The following is an 18,122-nucleotide window of genomic DNA, read 5'->3' on the forward strand; positions in this document are numbered from 1 at the left end:
AGGAAGACATCATTCAATTTATTTATTAATTTAGTCCCTGATAAATCCATAAGCCATGATGATCCGTCAGTTCATTTTTGCAGTATTTGCTTTCATTTACTTTCTTGCCCCACAAAAAACTCAGGCACAAGAAACATGCGAAAAACATACAGCAGAGATCCTTCCTTTAATAACAGGAGCGTTGAACAACAATGAGTTCGACAAAATTACCCCTTTATTGAATACCTTACAGGCCAGCTGTGGTGTGACGGAATTCGGCCAACGCTTACGCATTCTTCTGCTCATTATCGACAAAAAGGATTGTGGTACAGAAATAGAACGTTATATCGGTAATCAATTGGACAAGACATTTGTTCAACGTTTAGATGCTGCTGACCGGGGCGACTTCGCCCAGCAATACGAACAAAATAAATCGATATACAATTTCTTTCCCCTGCGGCATCCTTTGGACAATTTAATCAAGATAAGAGCCCGGGCGCTGCTCTCTTCAACTAACTACAGTCTCAATGATCGTGAAAGAGATATTCTTCATTTGTTTGCCGACACCGATAGCCCCGAAGATGAACCGGCACCTCAAAATACCGAACAACCGAAGAGTCGTCCTCAAGTCTACGGAAACAGAAGTAGATCCAAACTGGGCTATGTTCCACTCGTCGGTGTGATGAGTCCTCTTGGAGGCACAAACAAGATTTTTGGAACAAATTTCATGTTTGGATTTATGCTTATGAGTTCATTGGAACGCAAATTTATATTCGAGGGTGGTTTCAACGTGCGGATCAATTCAAATGATAAAAATATCGCCTACAATTATGAAGGATCCGATGTTACGATCAATTCTTCCGCAACGGGATTTATCGGCGGTTCCGTGGGCTATAAAATTTTTGACAACGAAAAATGCATCCTGATTCCCAAAGGCATAATAGGGATAGATATTACGGATACGGGCATCACCGAAAGCGTCTATTCAGACGGATATTATGACCCGGACGGTTACTATTATGACGGCGGTTACAACGATCGCATGGTAACCATTAACAATGTTCACTTAGGCTTGGGGTTTTCCTCTCTTTTTCAGATGAAAAACAAGAAATATGTTGGAATTGAGGTGGCTTACCACTATGCTCCCTATGATGCGAGTAGCAAGGTCCTGACACCGATACAGTCGAATTACGGAACTGCAGCGTTCTTCTTCAGGTTCTAATTCACTTTATCATCTGTTTCTCCATTTGAATCTCTTTTCCTTCTGTTGAAGCAGATCCTTGGGATCCACGTGCAGCATAAGCCAATCTGTTTTTATCTAATTTTTTAGCAAACGCTGAATTTCGTCTAATTTCATCAAGGCTTCCACAGGAGTAAGTGAGTTAACATCCAAGTTGTTCAACATGTCGCGGATTTTATTCAGAACCGGATCATCTATAGAAAACATCTGCAACTGATAGGCCTGTTTCTGAATCTTACGCATGCTATCTTTAATCTGCTCTCCCCCTGTACGCTCCTGTTCCAATCGTTTCAAAATTTGATTGGCACGGTTCAACAGCTTCGGCGGCATTCCCGCGAGCTTGGCAACATGAATACCAAAACTATGTTCGGACCCTCCGGGTACGAGCTTACGCAAAAAGATCACCTTGTTATTGACCTCCTTTACCGTAACATTGTAATTTTTTATGCGCTCAAGCGAGGTTGACAGTTCATTCAATTCATGATAATGTGTCGCAAAGAGAGTCTTCGCTTTGGCAGCAGGGTGATTATGTAAATATTCTGCTATTGCCCAAGCGATCGAAATTCCATCGTAGGTACTTGTCCCACGTCCAATTTCATCCAAAAGGATCAGACTTCGATCCGAAAGGTTATTCATGATACTGGCGGTTTCATTCATCTCCACCATAAATGTAGACTCTCCGGAAGACAAATTATCCGAAGCCCCTACCCTAGTAAATATTTTATCGACAAGACCTATTTTGGCTTCTTTGGCAGGTACAAAACAACCAATCTGCGCCATCAGGACAATTAGACCTGTCTGACGGAGCAAAGCTGACTTACCCGCCATATTCGGACCGGTGATAATAATAATCTGCTGCGCTTTGGGGTCGAGATAGGTGTCGTTGGTAATATAATCTTCACCAATCGGCAGATTTTTTTCGATAACAGGATGCCGTCCACCTTTTATATCCAAAATCTTGCTGTCACTCACCTCCGGTTTGACGTAATAGTTCTTTTCTGCGACAATGGCAAAATTAAGTAGCACGTCCAGCTTGGCAATAAGCTGTGCATTCAGTTGAATCGGCTTGATATATTCTGCAATAGCAACCAATAGTTCAGCATAGAGTCTATTTTCCAACGCCTGGATCTTTTCTTCGGCTCCAAGAATCTGCTCCTCATATTCTTTCAATTCCTCTGTGATATATCGTTCCGCATTGACCAAGGTTTGCTTTCGGATCCACTCCGTTGGAACTTTGTCCTTATGTGTATTCGTTACTTCAAGATAGTAACCAAATACATTGTTGAATGCGATCTTTAGGGACGGGATACCCGTCAGTTCAGCTTCTCTTTTTTGAATTTCCAACAAATAATCTTTACCGCCAAAAGAAATCTTACGCAGGCGATCCAATTCAGCATCAACTCCCGCAGCAATGACGTTGCCCTTATTGATGGCCACAGGCGGTTCAGCCTGTATTTGTTGTTCTATTCGTTCTCGAATAGCGGCACAGGCATCCAATTGATCGGATATCAGGGCCAGTGATTGCGCGTCCTTACGATCTGTCAGTTCCTTGAGTTTTTCAATGGCATGTAAAGCACGTTTCAATTGAACAATCTCTCTCGGATTGGCCTTTTGAAGCCCGATCTTTGATATCAATCGTTCCAGGTCACCAACTTGTTTAATCTGCCCGATCAGCTCGTCCCGCAGTTCACGGTTATTAAAAAAGAAATCCACTACGTCCAAACGTTCCTGAATACCCTTTTTATCTTTCAATGGCATGACGATCCAACGCTTCAAAAGCCGTGCGCCCATTGGACTTGCTGTATGATCGAGGACATCTGACAGTGTAACTGCATTTTCGTTCATGGATCCGATCAGTTCCAGATTGCGGATCGTAAATCGGTCCAGCCACATAAAACGGTCCTCTTCAATGCGGGAAAGTGTCGATATATGTTGTAGGTTGCGGTGTTCCGTTTCATTGAGGTAATGCAGGGCAACCCCCGCCGCAACGATGCCTGCTGACATCCGCTCCACGCCAAACCCCTTCAACGATGCAACTTCAAAGTGCTTTAACAAAGCCTCGGTCGCATAGTCACCAGTATAGGGCCACTCATCCAAAAAATAAGTATAATAGTGTGCTCCGAACTGCTCGATAAAATCCTTGCTTTGTTTTTTGGGTAAAATGATTTCAGTCGGCTTGAAACCCTGAAGCAATTTATCTATATAGGATGTACTTCCTTGTGCAACAAGAAATTCACCCGTCGAAATATCCAGAAAAGCAATACCGATCTTGTCTTTATCTGTAAAAATAGAGGCTAGATAATTATTCGATTTCTGTTGAACAATGTTATCATTGTAAGAGACTCCAGGAGTAACCAATTCCGTGACGCCACGTTTAACGATCGTTTTGGTTGTTTTGGGATCCTCCAGCTGATCACAGATTGCTACCCGTTGACCTGCACGCACCAATTTAGGGAGATAAGTTTCCAGCGAGTGATGTGGAAAACCCGCCAACGCCGTTTCGGATTCCGAACCATTTCCTCGTTTCGTCAAAACGATACCCAAAATTTGAGCCGCCTTGATTGCATCCTCACCAAATGTCTCGTAAAAATCGCCAACACGGAACAACAATAACGCACCAGGATACTTAATCTTGATCGCATTATATTGCTGCATCAACGGAGTTACTTTCTTTTCTTTTGCCAACTTCTAAAATCAAATTTGTGAAGCGTAAAAATAGGATAATATCGTCGCTTTGGCAAACAATACCCTCAACTTCTCGATAAAATCATTTCCATTAAACAAGAATATACGCTAAGTTTGTATCCGAAAAAATTTAGTCATGGCCATCAAAAGATCTGGTAAGCAAAATACTGCCAGCAAACAAAAAAATACCTTTAAAAAAGTTTCCTTCAATCCGTTGAAGTCTATCAAATCACCCGTTCTGCGCATCATAAGCAGAGTCGTCCTCTATTTTATTGGCATCAGCCTTTTTTGGGTAATAAGCTTACGTTTTATTAACCCACCTATTACCTGGCTGATGATTCAACGTAGCTTTGAACTCAAGGAACAGGGTAAAGGGTTTAAATTGGAAAAGAACTGGTTGAGTTACGACGAACTTTCGGACAATTTAAAGCTAGCGGCCATTGCTGGTGAAGATGCCCATTTTATGACGCACTGGGGTTTTGACCTAAAAGGTATCCAAAATGCCATCAAGAAAAATGCACAGGGTAAAAAGCTCCGTGGCGGAAGTACAATCAGTCAGCAGGTCGCTAAGAACGTCTTTCTCTGGCCAGGTCGCTCTTGGTTAAGAAAAGGATTTGAAACCTACTTCACGGTACTCATTGAAACCTTCTGGAGTAAAAAACGAATTCTTGAAGTCTATCTCAATGTCATTGAAATGGGACAGGGAGTTTATGGAGCAGATGCAGCTGCTGAATACTATTTTAGCAAAACCGGAAGCAATCTGTCCAAAAAACAAGCGGCATTGATCATCGCAATCCTGCCAAATCCCCGCGAATGGGATGCGCGTAATCCTTCTTCATATGTCAACAGAAGAGCAAATGCAATCGCCAAATATATGCATCATTATACCATTCCGGAATAGTGCACAGCGATCATTAAGATAAAAAAGAAACTTTTTAATAGGCAGAGTAAATGGTATTCGGATAACCAGCCCGAACACATCAACTGTTGATCGCTTGTAGCAAAAAAAAAGCCATTTTATGAATGGCTTTTTTTATATGTTATTTTCGTTATGCAAATAATCTTTTGTGCCAGCTCTCTTTAAAAGGAACCACCCAAGCGTTATCCAATTGATGCTCGTAAGTAATTGTATTATCAAACACGAGTGTGTTATCATTTATTTCACCTGCGGCCAATAATCTTTCAAAACCTGAACGGTTGACTACCGCGACGCCGCTCGCCGATTTATACGCAAATTGCATACGATCGAAAAGTTGTACCCCGTACTTTTCTTCTATACCTTTCAGAAAACGAACAGAGCTATCTACAGAGCAACCTGAAGCCGCAGCAATATCCTCATCAACCTTCAAAATAATGAAAAGATGATCACGAAGCTCAGCGGAAGCAGACAAAGGCTTGCCATGCACTTTCCACTGCTCAGCAAAAGAGGCCAATTCCATCGAAATTTGCTCTCCTTCTTCAACCGAAAGTATACGATCAGCTTGATATATCCAAATACGTTTCATAAGCACTCTCCTTTATTAAATTAACCTATATAATAGGGTGAAATCATCAAATAAACAATGACGCCTGTCACTGCAACATAGAGCCACATGGGGTAAGTGATCCGTGCCAACTTTTTGTGTCGCGCATAAGATCCCGAAATACCTCTTACAAAAGTAAAAAGAACAAACGGTATGATTATAATAGACAAGAGAATATGTGTGATCAATATAAAGAAATAGATTGGTCTTAAAATTCCCTCTCCTCCATATTTTGTTTCAATAGATGTCATGTGATAGGCCACATACATCGCCAAAAAGGCCAAGGAACAGGCAATACAACATTTAATCAAACGTTCGTGCAAAGTTTTATTCCCCTTCTTTATTGCAGCTACCGCCCAAAATAACAACACCGCGGTTACTCCGTTGATCGTCGCATAAATCGGCGGCAGAAAAGTCAACGGCTTCACGTCATAACCTAGCTTTTGTAAATTCACAGTAAACAAAATAGCGACAACTATTGGAATCACAATAGACAGCAACCAAATCCACTTACTATACTTTTTTTCTTTAATAAGGCTCTCTTCCATAATGTTAAAATCTCTTTTGTTCTATTGTGGCTGGATGGTTTCGGATTTCTTCCACCAACAGTAACTTAATTTCGTCTTCAAGACGATCGACATCTGTCTTTACATTAATATCATACATGCCGCGAATCCGTCCTTTTGTGTCAAGCAAGAGATAATTCGAACCGATAATAAATGGCTTGTTCTTATCACTGTTTACCAACGCATCCTGTAATAAACTCTCTTTGGCAAATTTAAAGATATCGACATTAGGATCTGTCACAAAAAACCAGGATTTAGTCCAAGGTTTGTAAACTTTTACGTATTTCGTCAGAACCCCCGGCGTATCGTACGCAGTATCCACGGTGATCGAATACAGTTTTACCTTTTTATTATGAATAAAGCGATTGGCAATCTGATCCAGCTTCTTCACCATCATTCGCGACAATGAAGCATCTCTTGAATACATCAAATGTACCACGGACAAGGTCGTATCACTATCCATTAGGCGCACAGGCTTGCCGTCATAATTCACAAAATCAACGGGCGGAACGGTATGATAAATGGTATCGGGAATATCACGTCCCCATTTACGGTGTGTTGTTCCGGGAACCTCCTTTTTACCGAAAATAGGTAAGGAAACGTAGCTATTGGAACCACTTTTATTTAGTATAAAATATAAAAATCCTGGCAATAAAAGAATTACTGCCAGGATCAATATAGTTTTAATACCTTTCTTTTGTCCAGTATTATTATTATCCATTATTCACTTTATCTATTTATTTGGAAACAATTGATGCTCCTGAAAAGCACCAGCCAAGAAACCTCCCTCAACTAGCATCAGGACGATAAAATAAATAATAAAAATAAAGACTATTGATACTGTAACGATGAAACTCGATTTTTCAAATTTTAAGTGCATAAAGAATGCAACGATATAATATGCTTTAACCAAAGTTAAAACGATATAAATAGTATTTACCAATGCACCTTTGGCTAAAATTTGCCAGTGGTGAACAAAACCTAATGCAATTAAGAACTCTAGACAAGTAAGCGCCAAAAGTACGCCAAATACTCTCCAGATGGCTTTCTTATCCATCCCACCTTCGTGAGCATGCTCTCCGTGAGCGATATTATCTTGATATTGTGACATAGCGATCTAAAATTAATAATACAGTGATTAGATTAAGTAGAAGAATGTAAATACGAATACCCACACCAAATCCACAAAGTGCCAATATAAACCTACTTTTTCAATCATTAAATAAGAACCACGATTTTCAAAAGTATTATTCAACGTCATGCAAAGAATGATGATGTTTAATATAATACCTACAGTAACGTGGAAACCGTGGAAACCTGTAATCGTGAAGAACAAGTTTGCAAATTGCAAGGCCGACGTATAGGAAATATCGTGTGTAAAGTATGGCAACAACGCGGTTTTAATCGCATCACCTTCTAAACCTGTAGCTGGATTTTTACCAAACCAGAAACCCATGTGGTGTAAGTGAGTCCACTCGATAGCCTGACAACCTACGAAACAGATACCTCCCAAAATTGTCCATAGCATCCATTTAACAACTTCATTTTTTTGATTACGGTGACCAGCTTCAACGGCCAAAACCATCGTTACCGAAGACATAATCAAGATAAAGGTCATCAAACCTACGAATACCAAAGGTTGACCATGCTCCGCAATACCCGGGATAGATTGGAAAATCTTATCAGGATCTGGCCAAGTTGGGTGAGAAAAGCGTTGTGCGCCGTAATAAACCAAAAATGCAGAAAATGTGAAGGCATCCCCTACCAAGAAAAACCACATCATGATTTTTCCATACTCTAAGTTCCAAGGTGATTTTCCACCATTCCATGGACCAGTTTTTACCTTATCCAATTGCGATACTGTTGTACTCATTGTTTACTATTATTGATTCAAAAGTAAGAAAACATATATATAAATCCATAAAAGATCGAGAAAATGCCAAAAAATACTGGCAAGATCCATGCGGAAAAGATTGCCGTCCTTAGGAAGTTTGTTAACTCCTATAATCGCGCCAATCAAAACGATCAAACCCGCAATAATATGTGCCAAGTGCATCCAAATAAAAACGTAAATAAACGATTGGGATGCATTGTTATTCACAAAATAAACACCTCTTTCGATTAATACGTTCCAAGCATGTACCTGTAACGCAAAAAATACGATACCCAAAACAAAAGTGACCATCAACAATGCCTTTTGTTTGGAAGAATCACCATTTTTAGCAGCTTTATGCGCTAAAAACATCGTAAGACTACTTACCGCAATCACAATTGTACTATACAACAGTGCATTTGGTAATAGGGTCTTGATCCCTTTGTCCACGCCACTCGCCGTATATACAATGAAACCACTGGATAACGCAGCAAACATCATGAACATACCCAGCATACCCAACCAAAGGTTGAATTTCTGAGCTTTTCTCTGTACTAACTTCTCGTCAGTCTGTGCCTGTATATCTAACATTATTTCAAAGGAATAAAGTTAAGCAATAATACGAGTTGTGTAACAGGTAAATAGATGAAAGATGTAAACATAACTTTCTTTGCCGAAGGAATATCACAATTCCTAAAAAGCAAATAGCCATAATACCCAAACATCAATCCACCAATGACGGACACTATCGTAAACCAAATCCCACCAAAGCCAAAATAATAAGGTATAAATCCAGCAGGAATCATTAACAATCCTGTAATAAATACCATAAAGGCCGATATCTTATCACGTTTTGTAGTTGGTAACAACCTAAAACCAGCCAATTTATAGTCATCATCCACAACCCAGGCGATTGCCCAAAAATGTGGAAACTGCCATAAAAACTGAATCGCGAACAAAACAAAGGGAATAATAATAATCGCGGCTTCGTTGTGTCCACTGTAATAGGCAAGATCATCCTGTGAAAAGGCTGCATAATAACCAATTAATGGTGGAAATGCGCCCGGAAAAGCCCCTACAAAAACGGCTATTGGTGATTTTCTTTTTAAAGGTGTGTAGATGAATGCATAAAGTAGGATACAAAATACCGACAATAAGCCCGCCACAAAATTTAAGCGAACCAATACCAAGGTACCCAGTATGCCCATAAAGACGCTCAATACCAAAGCTTGACCAGTTGTCATCCGACCGGAAGGTAACGGTCTATCCTCCGTACGTTTCATCAATTTGTCCAGATCTTTTTCGATGATCTCGTTAAAACCATTGGCAGAACCTGTTACCAGAAAACCGCCCACAGTCAACAACAACCAATTGATCCAGAAAATTTCACCCTGTTGTTTTGATCCTATCAGAAAAGCTATTGAGGCGGAGAATACCACCGTCAACGTAAGTCTTAACTTAACTAGCTTTTTAAAATCTGAAATAAATTCTTTCATAATTAAAAGAGACCTCCTACTACCAGTGTATTCAAACACATAGTTTTTAACATAAACATCTCGAATTTCAAAATTAATGCCTCTGCTTATTTAACAGCAACAACAGATAAAATTGAGCACCAAACAAAAGTGTCCCAATAACCAAGTGTGTTGTCTGCGCAAATGCCGGTATTGCAAATCGAGCTAAGATAATTCCTGATAGCATTTGGATACCCACGAGGATCAATGCGATTAAAGCAAATTTAAACTGCTTAGATCCTGTATTGAAACTTGTGCGGACCAAAAAGAATAATACAATAACTAAAATCAAAGAACAATATGCCAACCATCGATGCACTTCAAATTGTTGGCCAATAGCTGTTATAAAATCGGCACGGGCAATGTTGGAATCAGTCAATAGATCAACTTCCTCCCGAACACCCGTTCCGACGATCACTTGCGTTAACATCAATAATATCGATGCCAATGCCAGAACTTTCAATACGCTTAAAGAACGATTAACCAATATGGTCTTATCACGTAAAGTAACTGCTTTAAAGTAAGTGTATATACTAATACAAACAATTACAAGCGCCAAGAGCATATGTACAGTGATAATCCATGGCATCAAATTGGTCGATACGACGATCGAACCCAACCAAGCCTGAATAACCACAACAAAAAGATTAATCACTGACCAAACAACGATCGAACTTTTTGATTTTATATATGTGAAGGAATAAATTGCGGTAAACAATAAACAAAATCCGGAAATAACACCTACCAAACGATTGATATACTCCGTCCAGGTCTTCGCAACATTAAATTCCTCATGCTGCAAAATACTTTTGTCGGTACGAAGCTTGTAAGCCATTTCCTTATCACCAAAAAATTCTACAATCTTGGCGAAACGTTCATTCTTCTTTGCTCTTCCTTCAATATAATGTTGTTCATATCCTTGTGGTAATTGGGAAATATCTGTGGGTGGAATAATACGGTTAAAACATTTTGGCCAATCTGGACATCCCATGCCTGAACCTGTACTCCGTACAACACCCCCAGCAATAATGACCATGAATAATACGATAATCGTAATAAAATTGGTCTTTATAAATCGCTTTTCAGCAGCTGGAAACATAATACTACCCCTACCTCTTAAAATACAAACTTGTATAAAATAGAGTAGGTACAAGCCCTACTCTATTTCATTAAATCTTATTAGTCTTTTCTACCATTCTGCGCATTCCATTCTGCCTGGATACGCTCAGCTTCCTCGTCTCCTTCAAAATCATGAGGCAAATTCGAGCTCATTGTTTCAGAGAAAGGAACATCTTGAGGAATGAAATCCTCACCATGACCTGGCTTACTGTAATCGTAAGGCCAACGGTGTACTGTTGGAATTTCTCCCGGCCAGTTACCGTGAATATGCTCTACCGGAGTAGTCCATTCCAAGGTGTTTGATTGCCAAGGATTTTGTGTTGCTTTCTTACCGAAGAAGATCGAGTAAAAGAAGTTCCATAAAAATGCAACCTGTCCCAAAGCAGCGATGATAGCCGCCCAAGTTACCAATTGATTCACAGATACCCATTTTGCCATGAAAGCAAACTCAGTAAATGCATAGTAACGACGAGGCACACCATCAATACCCATAAAGTGCATTGGGAAGAATACCAGGTAAGCACCGATGAAAGTCAACCAAAAGTGTAAATAACCCAATTTCGTGTTCATCATACGACCAAACATTTTAGGGTACCAGTGGTAAACACCACAAAGCATACCGAAAATGGACGCAGATCCCATTACCAAGTGGAAGTGGGCTACAACGAAATACGTATCGTGCAAGTTGATATCCAATGCCGCGTTACCCAAGAACAATCCTGTTAAACCACCGGAGATAAAGAAAGATACCAAACCGATAGCAAACATCATTGCCGGCGTAAAGCGGATATTACCTTTCCACAATGTTGCAAGGTAGTTGAATGCCTTAACAGCCGAAGGAACGGCAATGATCAACGTTGTAATCATAAATACACCACCTAAGAACGGATTCATACCTGTCACAAACATATGGTGACCCCATACGATAAATGACAACACGGTGATACCGATCAACGAGTAAACCATGGCGTGGTAACCGAAAATTGGTTTACGTGAGTTTGTAGCAATAACCTCAGAAGTCAAACCTAATGCAGGCATAACTACGATATATACCTCTGGGTGACCCAAGAACCAGAATAAGTGCTGGAACAAAATTGGAGAACCACCTTCGTTAGGTAAAATCTGTCCTTGTACAACCAAGTCAGACAAATAAAATGACGTACCAGCGGCACGGTCAAAAATCAAAAGAACCACTGCAGATACCAAGACTGGGAATGACAACATACCCACGATCGCAGTTAAGAAAAACGCCCAGATTGTCAAAGGCATTTTCCATAAATCCATACCTTTTGTACGCATGTTCAAAATCGTACTTACGTAGTTGATACCACCGATCAACTGTGAAGCAACGAATAGAACCATACTCACCAACCATAAAGTCATACCAGTCGCAGATCCAGCGATTGCTGTTGGTACAGCCGATAATGGTGGATAGATTGTCCAACCAGCAGAAGCAGGTCCGCTCTCCACAAAGAAAGAAGCGATCATGATTACTGATGCAATGAAGAACAACCAGTAGGATAACATATTCATAAAAGGCGACGCCATATCGCGCGCACCGATTTGATATGGAATCAATAAGTTACTGAATGTACCCGATAGACCCGCTGTCAACACGAAGAATACCATGACAGTACCGTGGATCGTCACCAAGGAAAGGAAAAACTCCGGCTTAATACGGCCACCCTCAGCCCATTTGCCCAAGAATACTTCTAATATAGGGAATTCTTTATCCGGCCATGCTAACTGGATACGGAATAATACTGATAAAAGCATCGCAAAAACTGCCATGATGATACCAGTGATCAAGAATTGCTTGGCAATCATCTTGTGGTCACCAGAAAAGATATACTTTCTGATGAATGATTCCTCGTGATGATGTCCGTGCGAATCGTGATGTTCAGCGCTATGCGATATTACTGTACTTGACATATTCGATTTTATATTCAAAAATTCTTAATTAGTTCAAAGATGCTGTAACTTGTACGCTATCCTTTTTTACGTCAGCCGTTTTACCACTGAATTCCTTTTGTAGGTCTTCAGTAAAATATTTGTTTTGTTTAGCTAACCACTCTTTATATTGTGCCTCAGTTACAACAACCACTTTCTTTTGCATGTTCCAGTGAGCAGATCCACAGATCTTGTTACATAACATCACAAAATCATAGTTGTAGTCTCCCAAACGATCACGCATTTCTTCTGTTGTTACAGTAGGTGTGAATTGGAAGTAGTTGGTCATTCCGGGTACCGCATTGATTTGAACACGGAAATCTGGAATAAAGAAAGAGTGAATAATATCTTTTGAAACGATATGGAAACGAACTGGTTTGTTTACAGGTAACCAAATCTCAGAACCTTGAATATCATCCCATGAATTTTTATCATTAAAATCGATCCCGTAAGGATTTGTTGGTGTCGTCATTTTGTAATTACGTTTACCAATAACGCCATCTGTACCAGGGTAACGTACATTCCATTGGAACTGCTCACCCAATACTTCAATTTGCAATGCAGATTTTTGAAGATCCTCTGGAACATTTGTAATCGATCTCCAAGTAAAGAAACCGAACAATACCAATACGGTCAAAACCACAGCAGGAACGATTGTCCAAATCTTCTCAATAGTATTGTTATGCGGATAATAATAGGCTTTGCTTTTGGCGCGCATACGGTATATGTATGGGAACGTCAACAACAAGATATGTGTAATAACCAATACAAATGTTGTAATTGCGGTGGTGATGATAAACATGTTATCAATACGTAAACCATGTTCTGTCACCGCAGACCGCCAATATGCGGCCCCCCAATGTACGTATGACCAGTAGACACCGTAAAGAAATACAACCAAGAAGATAAACAACAATGCCGATTGGAATGTGTTATTCGCAAAAGGATTGTATCTACCGTTCATTTTTCGTGTCAATTCGTAGATCGAAAGTACCTTGCCAATAACGGCAACGATTGTACAAATGACTAAGAACAATAACACATAGTATGTGAAGTTTTTATAAACCTGAGGGTCTATTTGCTTCACTTCTTCAACAGCAGGAGCAGCTGCGCTAGCCTCTGTAGTAGAGCTAGCAGATGCAACAGCAGCAGTACCTGCTGCCGCTGTTGTATCTTTTGCAACCGAATCCGTTGCTGCAGGGGCAGCTACCGCTGTAGTCGCCACTTTAGCAGAATCAGATGCTACTGTATCTTGTTGACTTGCAAGAATAGGATTTGCAAAAAGCAGCCCTAGTGCAAGCACAAAACCCGAGATGGATTTGAATCTATTATTTAATTTAAAGCTCATTTCTTTTATAACGTTTTTACGTAACCTTCCTTTAAAAGTGAAACTATATCTGGTGATGTAAACTCTCATCCAAGAAAGGATGATTTTTAGGCACCAAGGCTTGTTTGCTTAATTTACTCATCACTAAAAAGATGAACAAACCTAAGAAACCAAGTGCAGTTCCGATTTCAATGATACCAAATCCTCTATGTTCAGCAACAGTACCGGGCATAACCATGATATAATAATCAAGCCAGTGACCTGCCAACAATAGGATCGCTACGAACAACATAACATTTTGTTTACGTTTAGCATCGCGATCTACCAATATAAGCAATGGAGACACAAAGTTAATGATAATACTCAACCAAAACCAAGGTTTGTATTCAGGTTCCCAACGTTTGTAGAAATAAACTGTTTCCTCAGGAATGTTCGAATACCAAATCAACATGAATTGTGCAAACCAAACATAAGTCCAGAAGATGGAGAAACCAAACATCAATTTACCCAAATCGTGTAAATGATTTTCGTTCACCCAGTTCATATAACCAGCTTTCTTCAATACAACAACGATAATCGTGATACATGAAATACCACTCACCCACATTGCTGCGAAGTTATACCATCCGAACATCGTAGAAAACCAGTGTGCCTCTAGGGACATGATCGTATCGAATGCCCAAATTGGTGTTGTAAATCCAAAGATAACCAAGAAGATTGCTGACAATTTGAATGACTTTTTGTAAGATGTCAAACCGCCTTCTAGATCCTCTTTATAAGAAAGTTTCGCAAGGACAACGGCAAAAATACTATAGATACCCATGAATACAATTTGACGAGTCAAAAAGAAAGGTACATTTAAGTAAGCTGATTTTCCTTCGATAATAGGGTCATAATTTGCATGATTGGGGTCTAAAAGACCATCTGCATGCCAGTGATGATACAAGTTATGTGTAGTCAGACCTAAGCCCACTATAACTAGTAAGATCAAGGATGCAATTGGTAAAACACCTGCCATAGCCTGAGGTATACGTACCAGACCTGCAGACCATGCAGACTGTGTTACATATTGCAAGGCAACGAAGAATGCTCCAGCTGCGCATACACATGTAAAGTAATAACCCATCAATAACAAGTTGGCGTAAGTACGCTCTACAGTATGCGAATCGCCCGAAAGCAACCCGAAAGCTACAGCAGCTACGCCTAGTACAACAGCGATAATACTGTACAATTTAGCTTTGCCAGCAAACTCGTATCGCTCGTTGAAATTATAATCGTGATGATGACTGTGAGTTCCCATTTATATATCTGATGTTAGATTATTTCTTTTGTAATTCGTGAACATACATAACAACTTTCCATCTCTCTTCTGGAGACAATTGCGATGCATGCGATCCCATGGAGTTGTGTCCGTAATAAATCGTATGGTAGATTTTACCATCTGTCAAGTCAGCCATCAAACCACCTCTCGAAGAGTTTGCCGCATCCGTTCTATGATAAGACGGTGGCGGCGGAAAGTTCTCTAATTGACGGGTACCTCTAGAATCAGTTACACTACGATCTTTCGTCAGCGGTCCGTCACCTTTACCTTCCGGTCCGTGACATACCGAACAGTACGTGGTGAACAATGCCTTTCCTTTTTCAAGGTTTTCTGCATTGACAACCAAAGGATTTTTAACTTCCCGTCCCGCACGTTCGTACTCCTCTAATGTATTGGCATACTCGAAACGAGTGAATCCAACTGGATCGGTACCCTTTGGCGGAGTTTGCGCTGTTTTTCCATCAGCAAAATTCGCGTTGGGTTGATCCGGATTGAACGCAAGCGGATCGTACATGTTACGGGAAAATTCCAAACCTGTACTACGAGTTGTTTTATCACCACAAGAAGAAACAAGTGCTGTTAATGCTACAGCTGCGCATACAGTTCCAAGTAAATTCTTCTTATTCATAGCTAACATATTTTCTATCATTGTACTTAACTTCAACAGCACCCGCTTCTTTCAATAAACTATCGATCAAAGCGTGATCTGCATTTTCTTTGGCATCTACTGCAAGGATGAAACGATCATCTGTCGCTCTTAGGTCCATCACGCGAGGTGTACGTCCCGGGAACAGGTGGTTACGGAAGAAAAATGTAGCAACCATACCCAAAGCACACAATAAGATGGTAACCTCAAATGTTACAGGAACAAAGTTTGGCATTGCAAAAGATGGTTTACCACCAATATTCATTGGCCAATCGTATACCATGGTATAATACAATAAACTAAAACCTAATGTCGTTCCCAATGCTCCAAAGCAAAATGCTGCGATAGGCAAGCGAGAAGGTTTCACACCTAACTTCGCTTCGATACCGTGAATAGGCATCGGAGTAAAGCAGTCATAAATACTTATATTGTTTGCTTGCAACTTGTCGATCCCATGCATCATGTCATCCGGATCCGCAAAACTACCTAATATATATTTTGTATTGCTCATTGCTGATTATTTTCTAACTGATAATTCTTTAATCTCTTCTTCTGTCACTGAATCATATTTCTCTAATGACTCTTGGAAGTACTTAACTTGTTCCTCAGGGAATGCGCCTTCTTGAGCCAATTTAGTTTTATGTTGTAATGAAGATGATTTCAACAACAATTTCACTTCGGCGATAGCGATACCTGGTAAGAAACGTAAGAACAACAAGAATAATGTAAAGAATAATCCGATTGAACCTACAAAGATACCTACGTCTGTCCAAGTTGGGTAGAACATTGCCCAAGATGAAGGCAAGTAATCACGGTGCAATGAAGTCACGATAATTACGAAACGCTCAAACCACATACCGATATTTACCACGATAGATAAGATCCATGAGATCGGAATACTTGTACGGATTTTTTTGAACCAGAATAACTGTGGAGAAATTACGTTACAAGTCATCATCGACCAGTATGCCCATGCGTATGGACCCAACATACGGTTCTCGAACGCATACATTTCGTATTCTGAACGAGAGTACATCGCGATAAACAACTCTGTTAAGTAAGCCACACCTACGATAGAACCAGTCGTCATGATGATGATATTCATCGACTCAATGTGGAACATCGTGATGTAGTTTTCAAAGTTCATTACTTTACGTAAGATCAACAATAAAGTCTGTACCATCGCGAAACCCGAGAAGATCGCACCTGCCACGAAATATGGCGGGAAGATCGTCGTATGCCATCCAGGGATAACCGAAGTTGCAAAGTCCATGGATACGATGGTGTGCACAGAAAGTACCAGTGGTGTTGAAATACCTGCCAAGATCAATGACACGATTTCAAAACGTTGCCAAGTCTTCACAGAACCATTCCAACCGAATGATAATACAGAATAAATCTTTTGTTTTAATCCAGTAGCACGGTCACGGATAGTCGCGATATCCGGCAACAAACCACAGTACCAAAATACCAAGGATACGGTGAAGTATGTTGAGATCGCAAATGCATCCCATACCAATGGAGAGTTGAAGTTTACCCAAAGTGATCCAAACTGATTTGGAAGTGGGAAAATCCAATAAGCCAACCAAGGACGACCCATGTGAGCGACAACGTAGGTAGCCGCACAGATTACCGCAAAGATCGTCATCGCCTCTGCGGAACGGTTGATTGAGTTACGCCAGTTCTGGCGGAAAATTAATAATACAGCTGAAATCAACGTACCAGCGTGACCGATACCAACCCACCATACGAAGTCGGTGATATCCCAAGCCCAGCCTACAGTTTTATTCAGACCCCAAGCGCCGATACCTGTCCAAAAGGTATAACTAACGCTAACTACCCATAATAAAGCACCTAATACAGCAACGGTAAAACCAATCCACCATGCTTTATTTGGTTTATTTTCAACCGGTAGTAAGATATCATCCGTAATTTTTGCATACGTGATGTCTTTACCGGTCATTAATGGTTCTCTTAATATTGATTCGTTATGCGATGACATAGTAATTTTATTTCAAATATTGTACAAGATTACGCCTCAAAAGTGTTTCTAACTTTTGTCATATAACCGATACCCGGTTGAACATTGATTTCCTCAAGTACGTAATAAACACGCTCATTGCGCAATGCTTTGGATACTTCTGATTCTGGATCGTTAGCGTCACCAAAGATGATTGCATTTGCCGAACATGCTTGTTGACAAGCCATTTGGATATCGCCATCTTTCACTTTACGATTTTCGATCTTAGCTTGCAATTTACCTGCTTGGATACGTTGGATACACATTGAACATTTTTCCATTACCCCACGTGAACGTGTTACCACATCTGGATTCAATACCAATTGTGTGAACTCATTGTTCAAGTAGTTGTCAAAACG

17 protein-coding genes and 1 pseudogene are annotated in these 18,122 nt (G+C 40.2%); 2 read left to right on the plus strand and 16 right to left on the minus strand.

Going from position 1 to position 18,122, the window contains the following annotated elements:
• Nucleotides 1–55 precede the first annotated feature (55 nt).
• Complete coding sequence (locus tag B4G94_RS13660; RefSeq protein WP_286859538.1) at nt 56–1,201, plus strand: hypothetical protein; 1,146 nt, start codon at nt 56–58, stop codon at nt 1,199–1,201.
• 96 nt (nt 1,202–1,297) lie between these two features.
• Here B4G94_RS13660 and mutS read toward each other — a convergent pair whose 3' ends face one another.
• Nucleotides 1,298–3,904, minus strand: a complete 2,607-nt coding sequence (mutS, locus tag B4G94_RS13665) for a DNA mismatch repair protein MutS (protein WP_108635985.1) — start codon at nt 3,902–3,904, stop codon at nt 1,298–1,300.
• A gap of 136 nt (nt 3,905–4,040) precedes the next feature.
• Here mutS and mtgA point away from each other — a divergent pair, with 136 nt between their 5' ends.
• On the plus strand, nt 4,041–4,805 hold the full coding sequence (gene mtgA / locus B4G94_RS13670) for a monofunctional biosynthetic peptidoglycan transglycosylase (protein ID WP_286859539.1): 765 nt from the start codon (nt 4,041–4,043) through the stop codon (nt 4,803–4,805).
• A 148-nt stretch (nt 4,806–4,953) separates the two neighbouring features.
• Here the strand turns inward: mtgA and B4G94_RS13675 are convergent, their stop codons facing one another.
• The 15 genes and pseudogenes from B4G94_RS13675 to B4G94_RS13745 all read right to left on the minus strand — a co-directional run.
• Entirely contained in the window at nt 4,954–5,409 is a 456-nt protein-coding gene (locus B4G94_RS13675; RefSeq protein ID WP_286859541.1) for an ABC transporter ATPase, read from the minus strand.
• A gap of 20 nt (nt 5,410–5,429) precedes the next feature.
• A complete protein-coding gene (locus tag B4G94_RS13680; RefSeq protein WP_108635987.1) occupies nt 5,430–5,975 on the minus strand; it encodes a DUF420 domain-containing protein in 546 nt (181 codons plus the stop codon).
• Nucleotides 5,976–5,979: 4 nt separating this feature from the next.
• Entirely contained in the window at nt 5,980–6,714 is a 735-nt protein-coding gene (locus B4G94_RS13685) for an SCO family protein (RefSeq protein WP_108635988.1), read from the minus strand.
• A 12-nt stretch (nt 6,715–6,726) separates the two neighbouring features.
• The gene (locus B4G94_RS13690) at nt 6,727–7,104 is read right to left on the minus strand and encodes a cytochrome C oxidase subunit IV family protein (protein WP_077437911.1); all 378 of its coding nucleotides are present in this window, start codon (nt 7,102–7,104) and stop codon (nt 6,727–6,729) included.
• Nucleotides 7,105–7,131: 27 nt separating this feature from the next.
• A complete protein-coding gene (locus B4G94_RS13695; protein WP_108635989.1) occupies nt 7,132–7,866 on the minus strand; it encodes a cytochrome c oxidase subunit 3 in 735 nt (244 codons plus the stop codon).
• A gap of 9 nt (nt 7,867–7,875) precedes the next feature.
• Nucleotides 7,876–8,457, minus strand: a complete 582-nt coding sequence (locus B4G94_RS13700; RefSeq protein WP_108635990.1) for a cytochrome c oxidase subunit 3 — start codon at nt 8,455–8,457, stop codon at nt 7,876–7,878.
• Entirely contained in the window at nt 8,457–9,362 is a 906-nt protein-coding gene (cyoE, locus tag B4G94_RS13705) for a heme o synthase (RefSeq protein ID WP_108635991.1), read from the minus strand. The genes B4G94_RS13700 and cyoE overlap by 1 nt, the downstream gene beginning before the upstream one ends.
• A 73-nt stretch (nt 9,363–9,435) precedes the next feature.
• Nucleotides 9,436–10,479 carry a COX15/CtaA family protein gene (locus B4G94_RS13710; RefSeq protein ID WP_286859546.1) on the minus strand — a complete coding sequence of 348 codons (1,044 nt, stop codon included), beginning with the start codon at nt 10,477–10,479 and terminating at the stop codon, nt 9,436–9,438.
• 80 nt (nt 10,480–10,559) lie between these two features.
• Complete coding sequence (locus tag B4G94_RS13715; protein WP_108635993.1) at nt 10,560–12,326, minus strand: cytochrome c oxidase subunit I; 1,767 nt, start codon at nt 12,324–12,326, stop codon at nt 10,560–10,562.
• A gap of 133 nt (nt 12,327–12,459) precedes the next feature.
• Nucleotides 12,460–13,797: a cytochrome c oxidase subunit II gene (locus B4G94_RS13720; RefSeq protein ID WP_286859548.1), complete on the minus strand. Its 1,338-nt coding sequence runs from the start codon at nt 13,795–13,797 to the stop codon at nt 12,460–12,462.
• Between the two features lie 43 nt (nt 13,798–13,840).
• The gene (locus B4G94_RS13725) at nt 13,841–15,076 is read right to left on the minus strand and encodes a quinol:cytochrome C oxidoreductase (RefSeq protein WP_286859549.1); all 1,236 of its coding nucleotides are present in this window, start codon (nt 15,074–15,076) and stop codon (nt 13,841–13,843) included.
• A 19-nt stretch (nt 15,077–15,095) separates the two neighbouring features.
• Complete coding sequence (locus tag B4G94_RS13730) at nt 15,096–15,611, minus strand: cytochrome c (RefSeq protein ID WP_313533445.1); 516 nt, start codon at nt 15,609–15,611, stop codon at nt 15,096–15,098.
• A gap of 106 nt (nt 15,612–15,717) precedes the next feature.
• Entirely contained in the window at nt 15,718–16,254 is a 537-nt protein-coding gene (locus B4G94_RS13735) for a DUF3341 domain-containing protein (protein ID WP_108635997.1), read from the minus strand.
• A gap of 6 nt (nt 16,255–16,260) precedes the next feature.
• Nucleotides 16,261–17,745: an NrfD/PsrC family molybdoenzyme membrane anchor subunit gene (nrfD, locus tag B4G94_RS13740; protein WP_046674137.1), complete on the minus strand. Its 1,485-nt coding sequence runs from the start codon at nt 17,743–17,745 to the stop codon at nt 16,261–16,263.
• Between the two features lie 29 nt (nt 17,746–17,774).
• A pseudogene (locus tag B4G94_RS13745) lies at nt 17,775–18,122 on the minus strand (molybdopterin oxidoreductase); the annotation flags it as partial.

The sequence above is a fragment of the Sphingobacterium sp. UBA7625 genome (assembly GCF_002484085.1).
Taxonomy (GTDB): Bacteria; Bacteroidota; Bacteroidia; order Sphingobacteriales; family Sphingobacteriaceae; genus Sphingobacterium; species Sphingobacterium athyrii.

Coding starts and splice junctions, on each gene's coding strand:
- B4G94_RS13735 (WP_108635997.1), bottom strand. CDS start 16,254: ATGAGCAATACAAAATATATATTAGGTAGTTTTGCGGATCCGGATGAC.
- B4G94_RS13690 (WP_077437911.1), bottom strand. CDS start 7,104: ATGTCACAATATCAAGATAATATCGCTCACGGAGAGCATGCTCACGAA.
- B4G94_RS13660 (WP_286859538.1), top strand. CDS start 56: ATGATGATCCGTCAGTTCATTTTTGCAGTATTTGCTTTCATTTACTTT.
- mtgA (WP_286859539.1), top strand. CDS start 4,041: ATGGCCATCAAAAGATCTGGTAAGCAAAATACTGCCAGCAAACAAAAA.
- B4G94_RS13680 (WP_108635987.1), bottom strand. CDS start 5,975: ATGGAAGAGAGCCTTATTAAAGAAAAAAAGTATAGTAAGTGGATTTGG.
- nrfD (WP_046674137.1), bottom strand. CDS start 17,745: ATGTCATCGCATAACGAATCAATATTAAGAGAACCATTAATGACCGGT.
- B4G94_RS13720 (WP_286859548.1), bottom strand. CDS start 13,797: ATGAGCTTTAAATTAAATAATAGATTCAAATCCATCTCGGGTTTTGTG.
- B4G94_RS13695 (WP_108635989.1), bottom strand. CDS start 7,866: ATGAGTACAACAGTATCGCAATTGGATAAGGTAAAAACTGGTCCATGG.
- B4G94_RS13685 (WP_108635988.1), bottom strand. CDS start 6,714: ATGGATAATAATAATACTGGACAAAAGAAAGGTATTAAAACTATATTG.
- B4G94_RS13700 (WP_108635990.1), bottom strand. CDS start 8,457: ATGTTAGATATACAGGCACAGACTGACGAGAAGTTAGTACAGAGAAAA.
- B4G94_RS13730 (WP_313533445.1), bottom strand. CDS start 15,611: ATGTACGATCCGCTTGCGTTCAATCCGGATCAACCCAACGCGAATTTT.
- B4G94_RS13675 (WP_286859541.1), bottom strand. CDS start 5,409: ATGAAACGTATTTGGATATATCAAGCTGATCGTATACTTTCGGTTGAA.
- B4G94_RS13715 (WP_108635993.1), bottom strand. CDS start 12,326: ATGATTGCCAAGCAATTCTTGATCACTGGTATCATCATGGCAGTTTTT.
- B4G94_RS13725 (WP_286859549.1), bottom strand. CDS start 15,076: ATGGGAACTCACAGTCATCATCACGATTATAATTTCAACGAGCGATAC.
- B4G94_RS13710 (WP_286859546.1), bottom strand. CDS start 10,479: ATGTTTCCAGCTGCTGAAAAGCGATTTATAAAGACCAATTTTATTACG.
- cyoE (WP_108635991.1), bottom strand. CDS start 9,362: ATGAAAGAATTTATTTCAGATTTTAAAAAGCTAGTTAAGTTAAGACTT.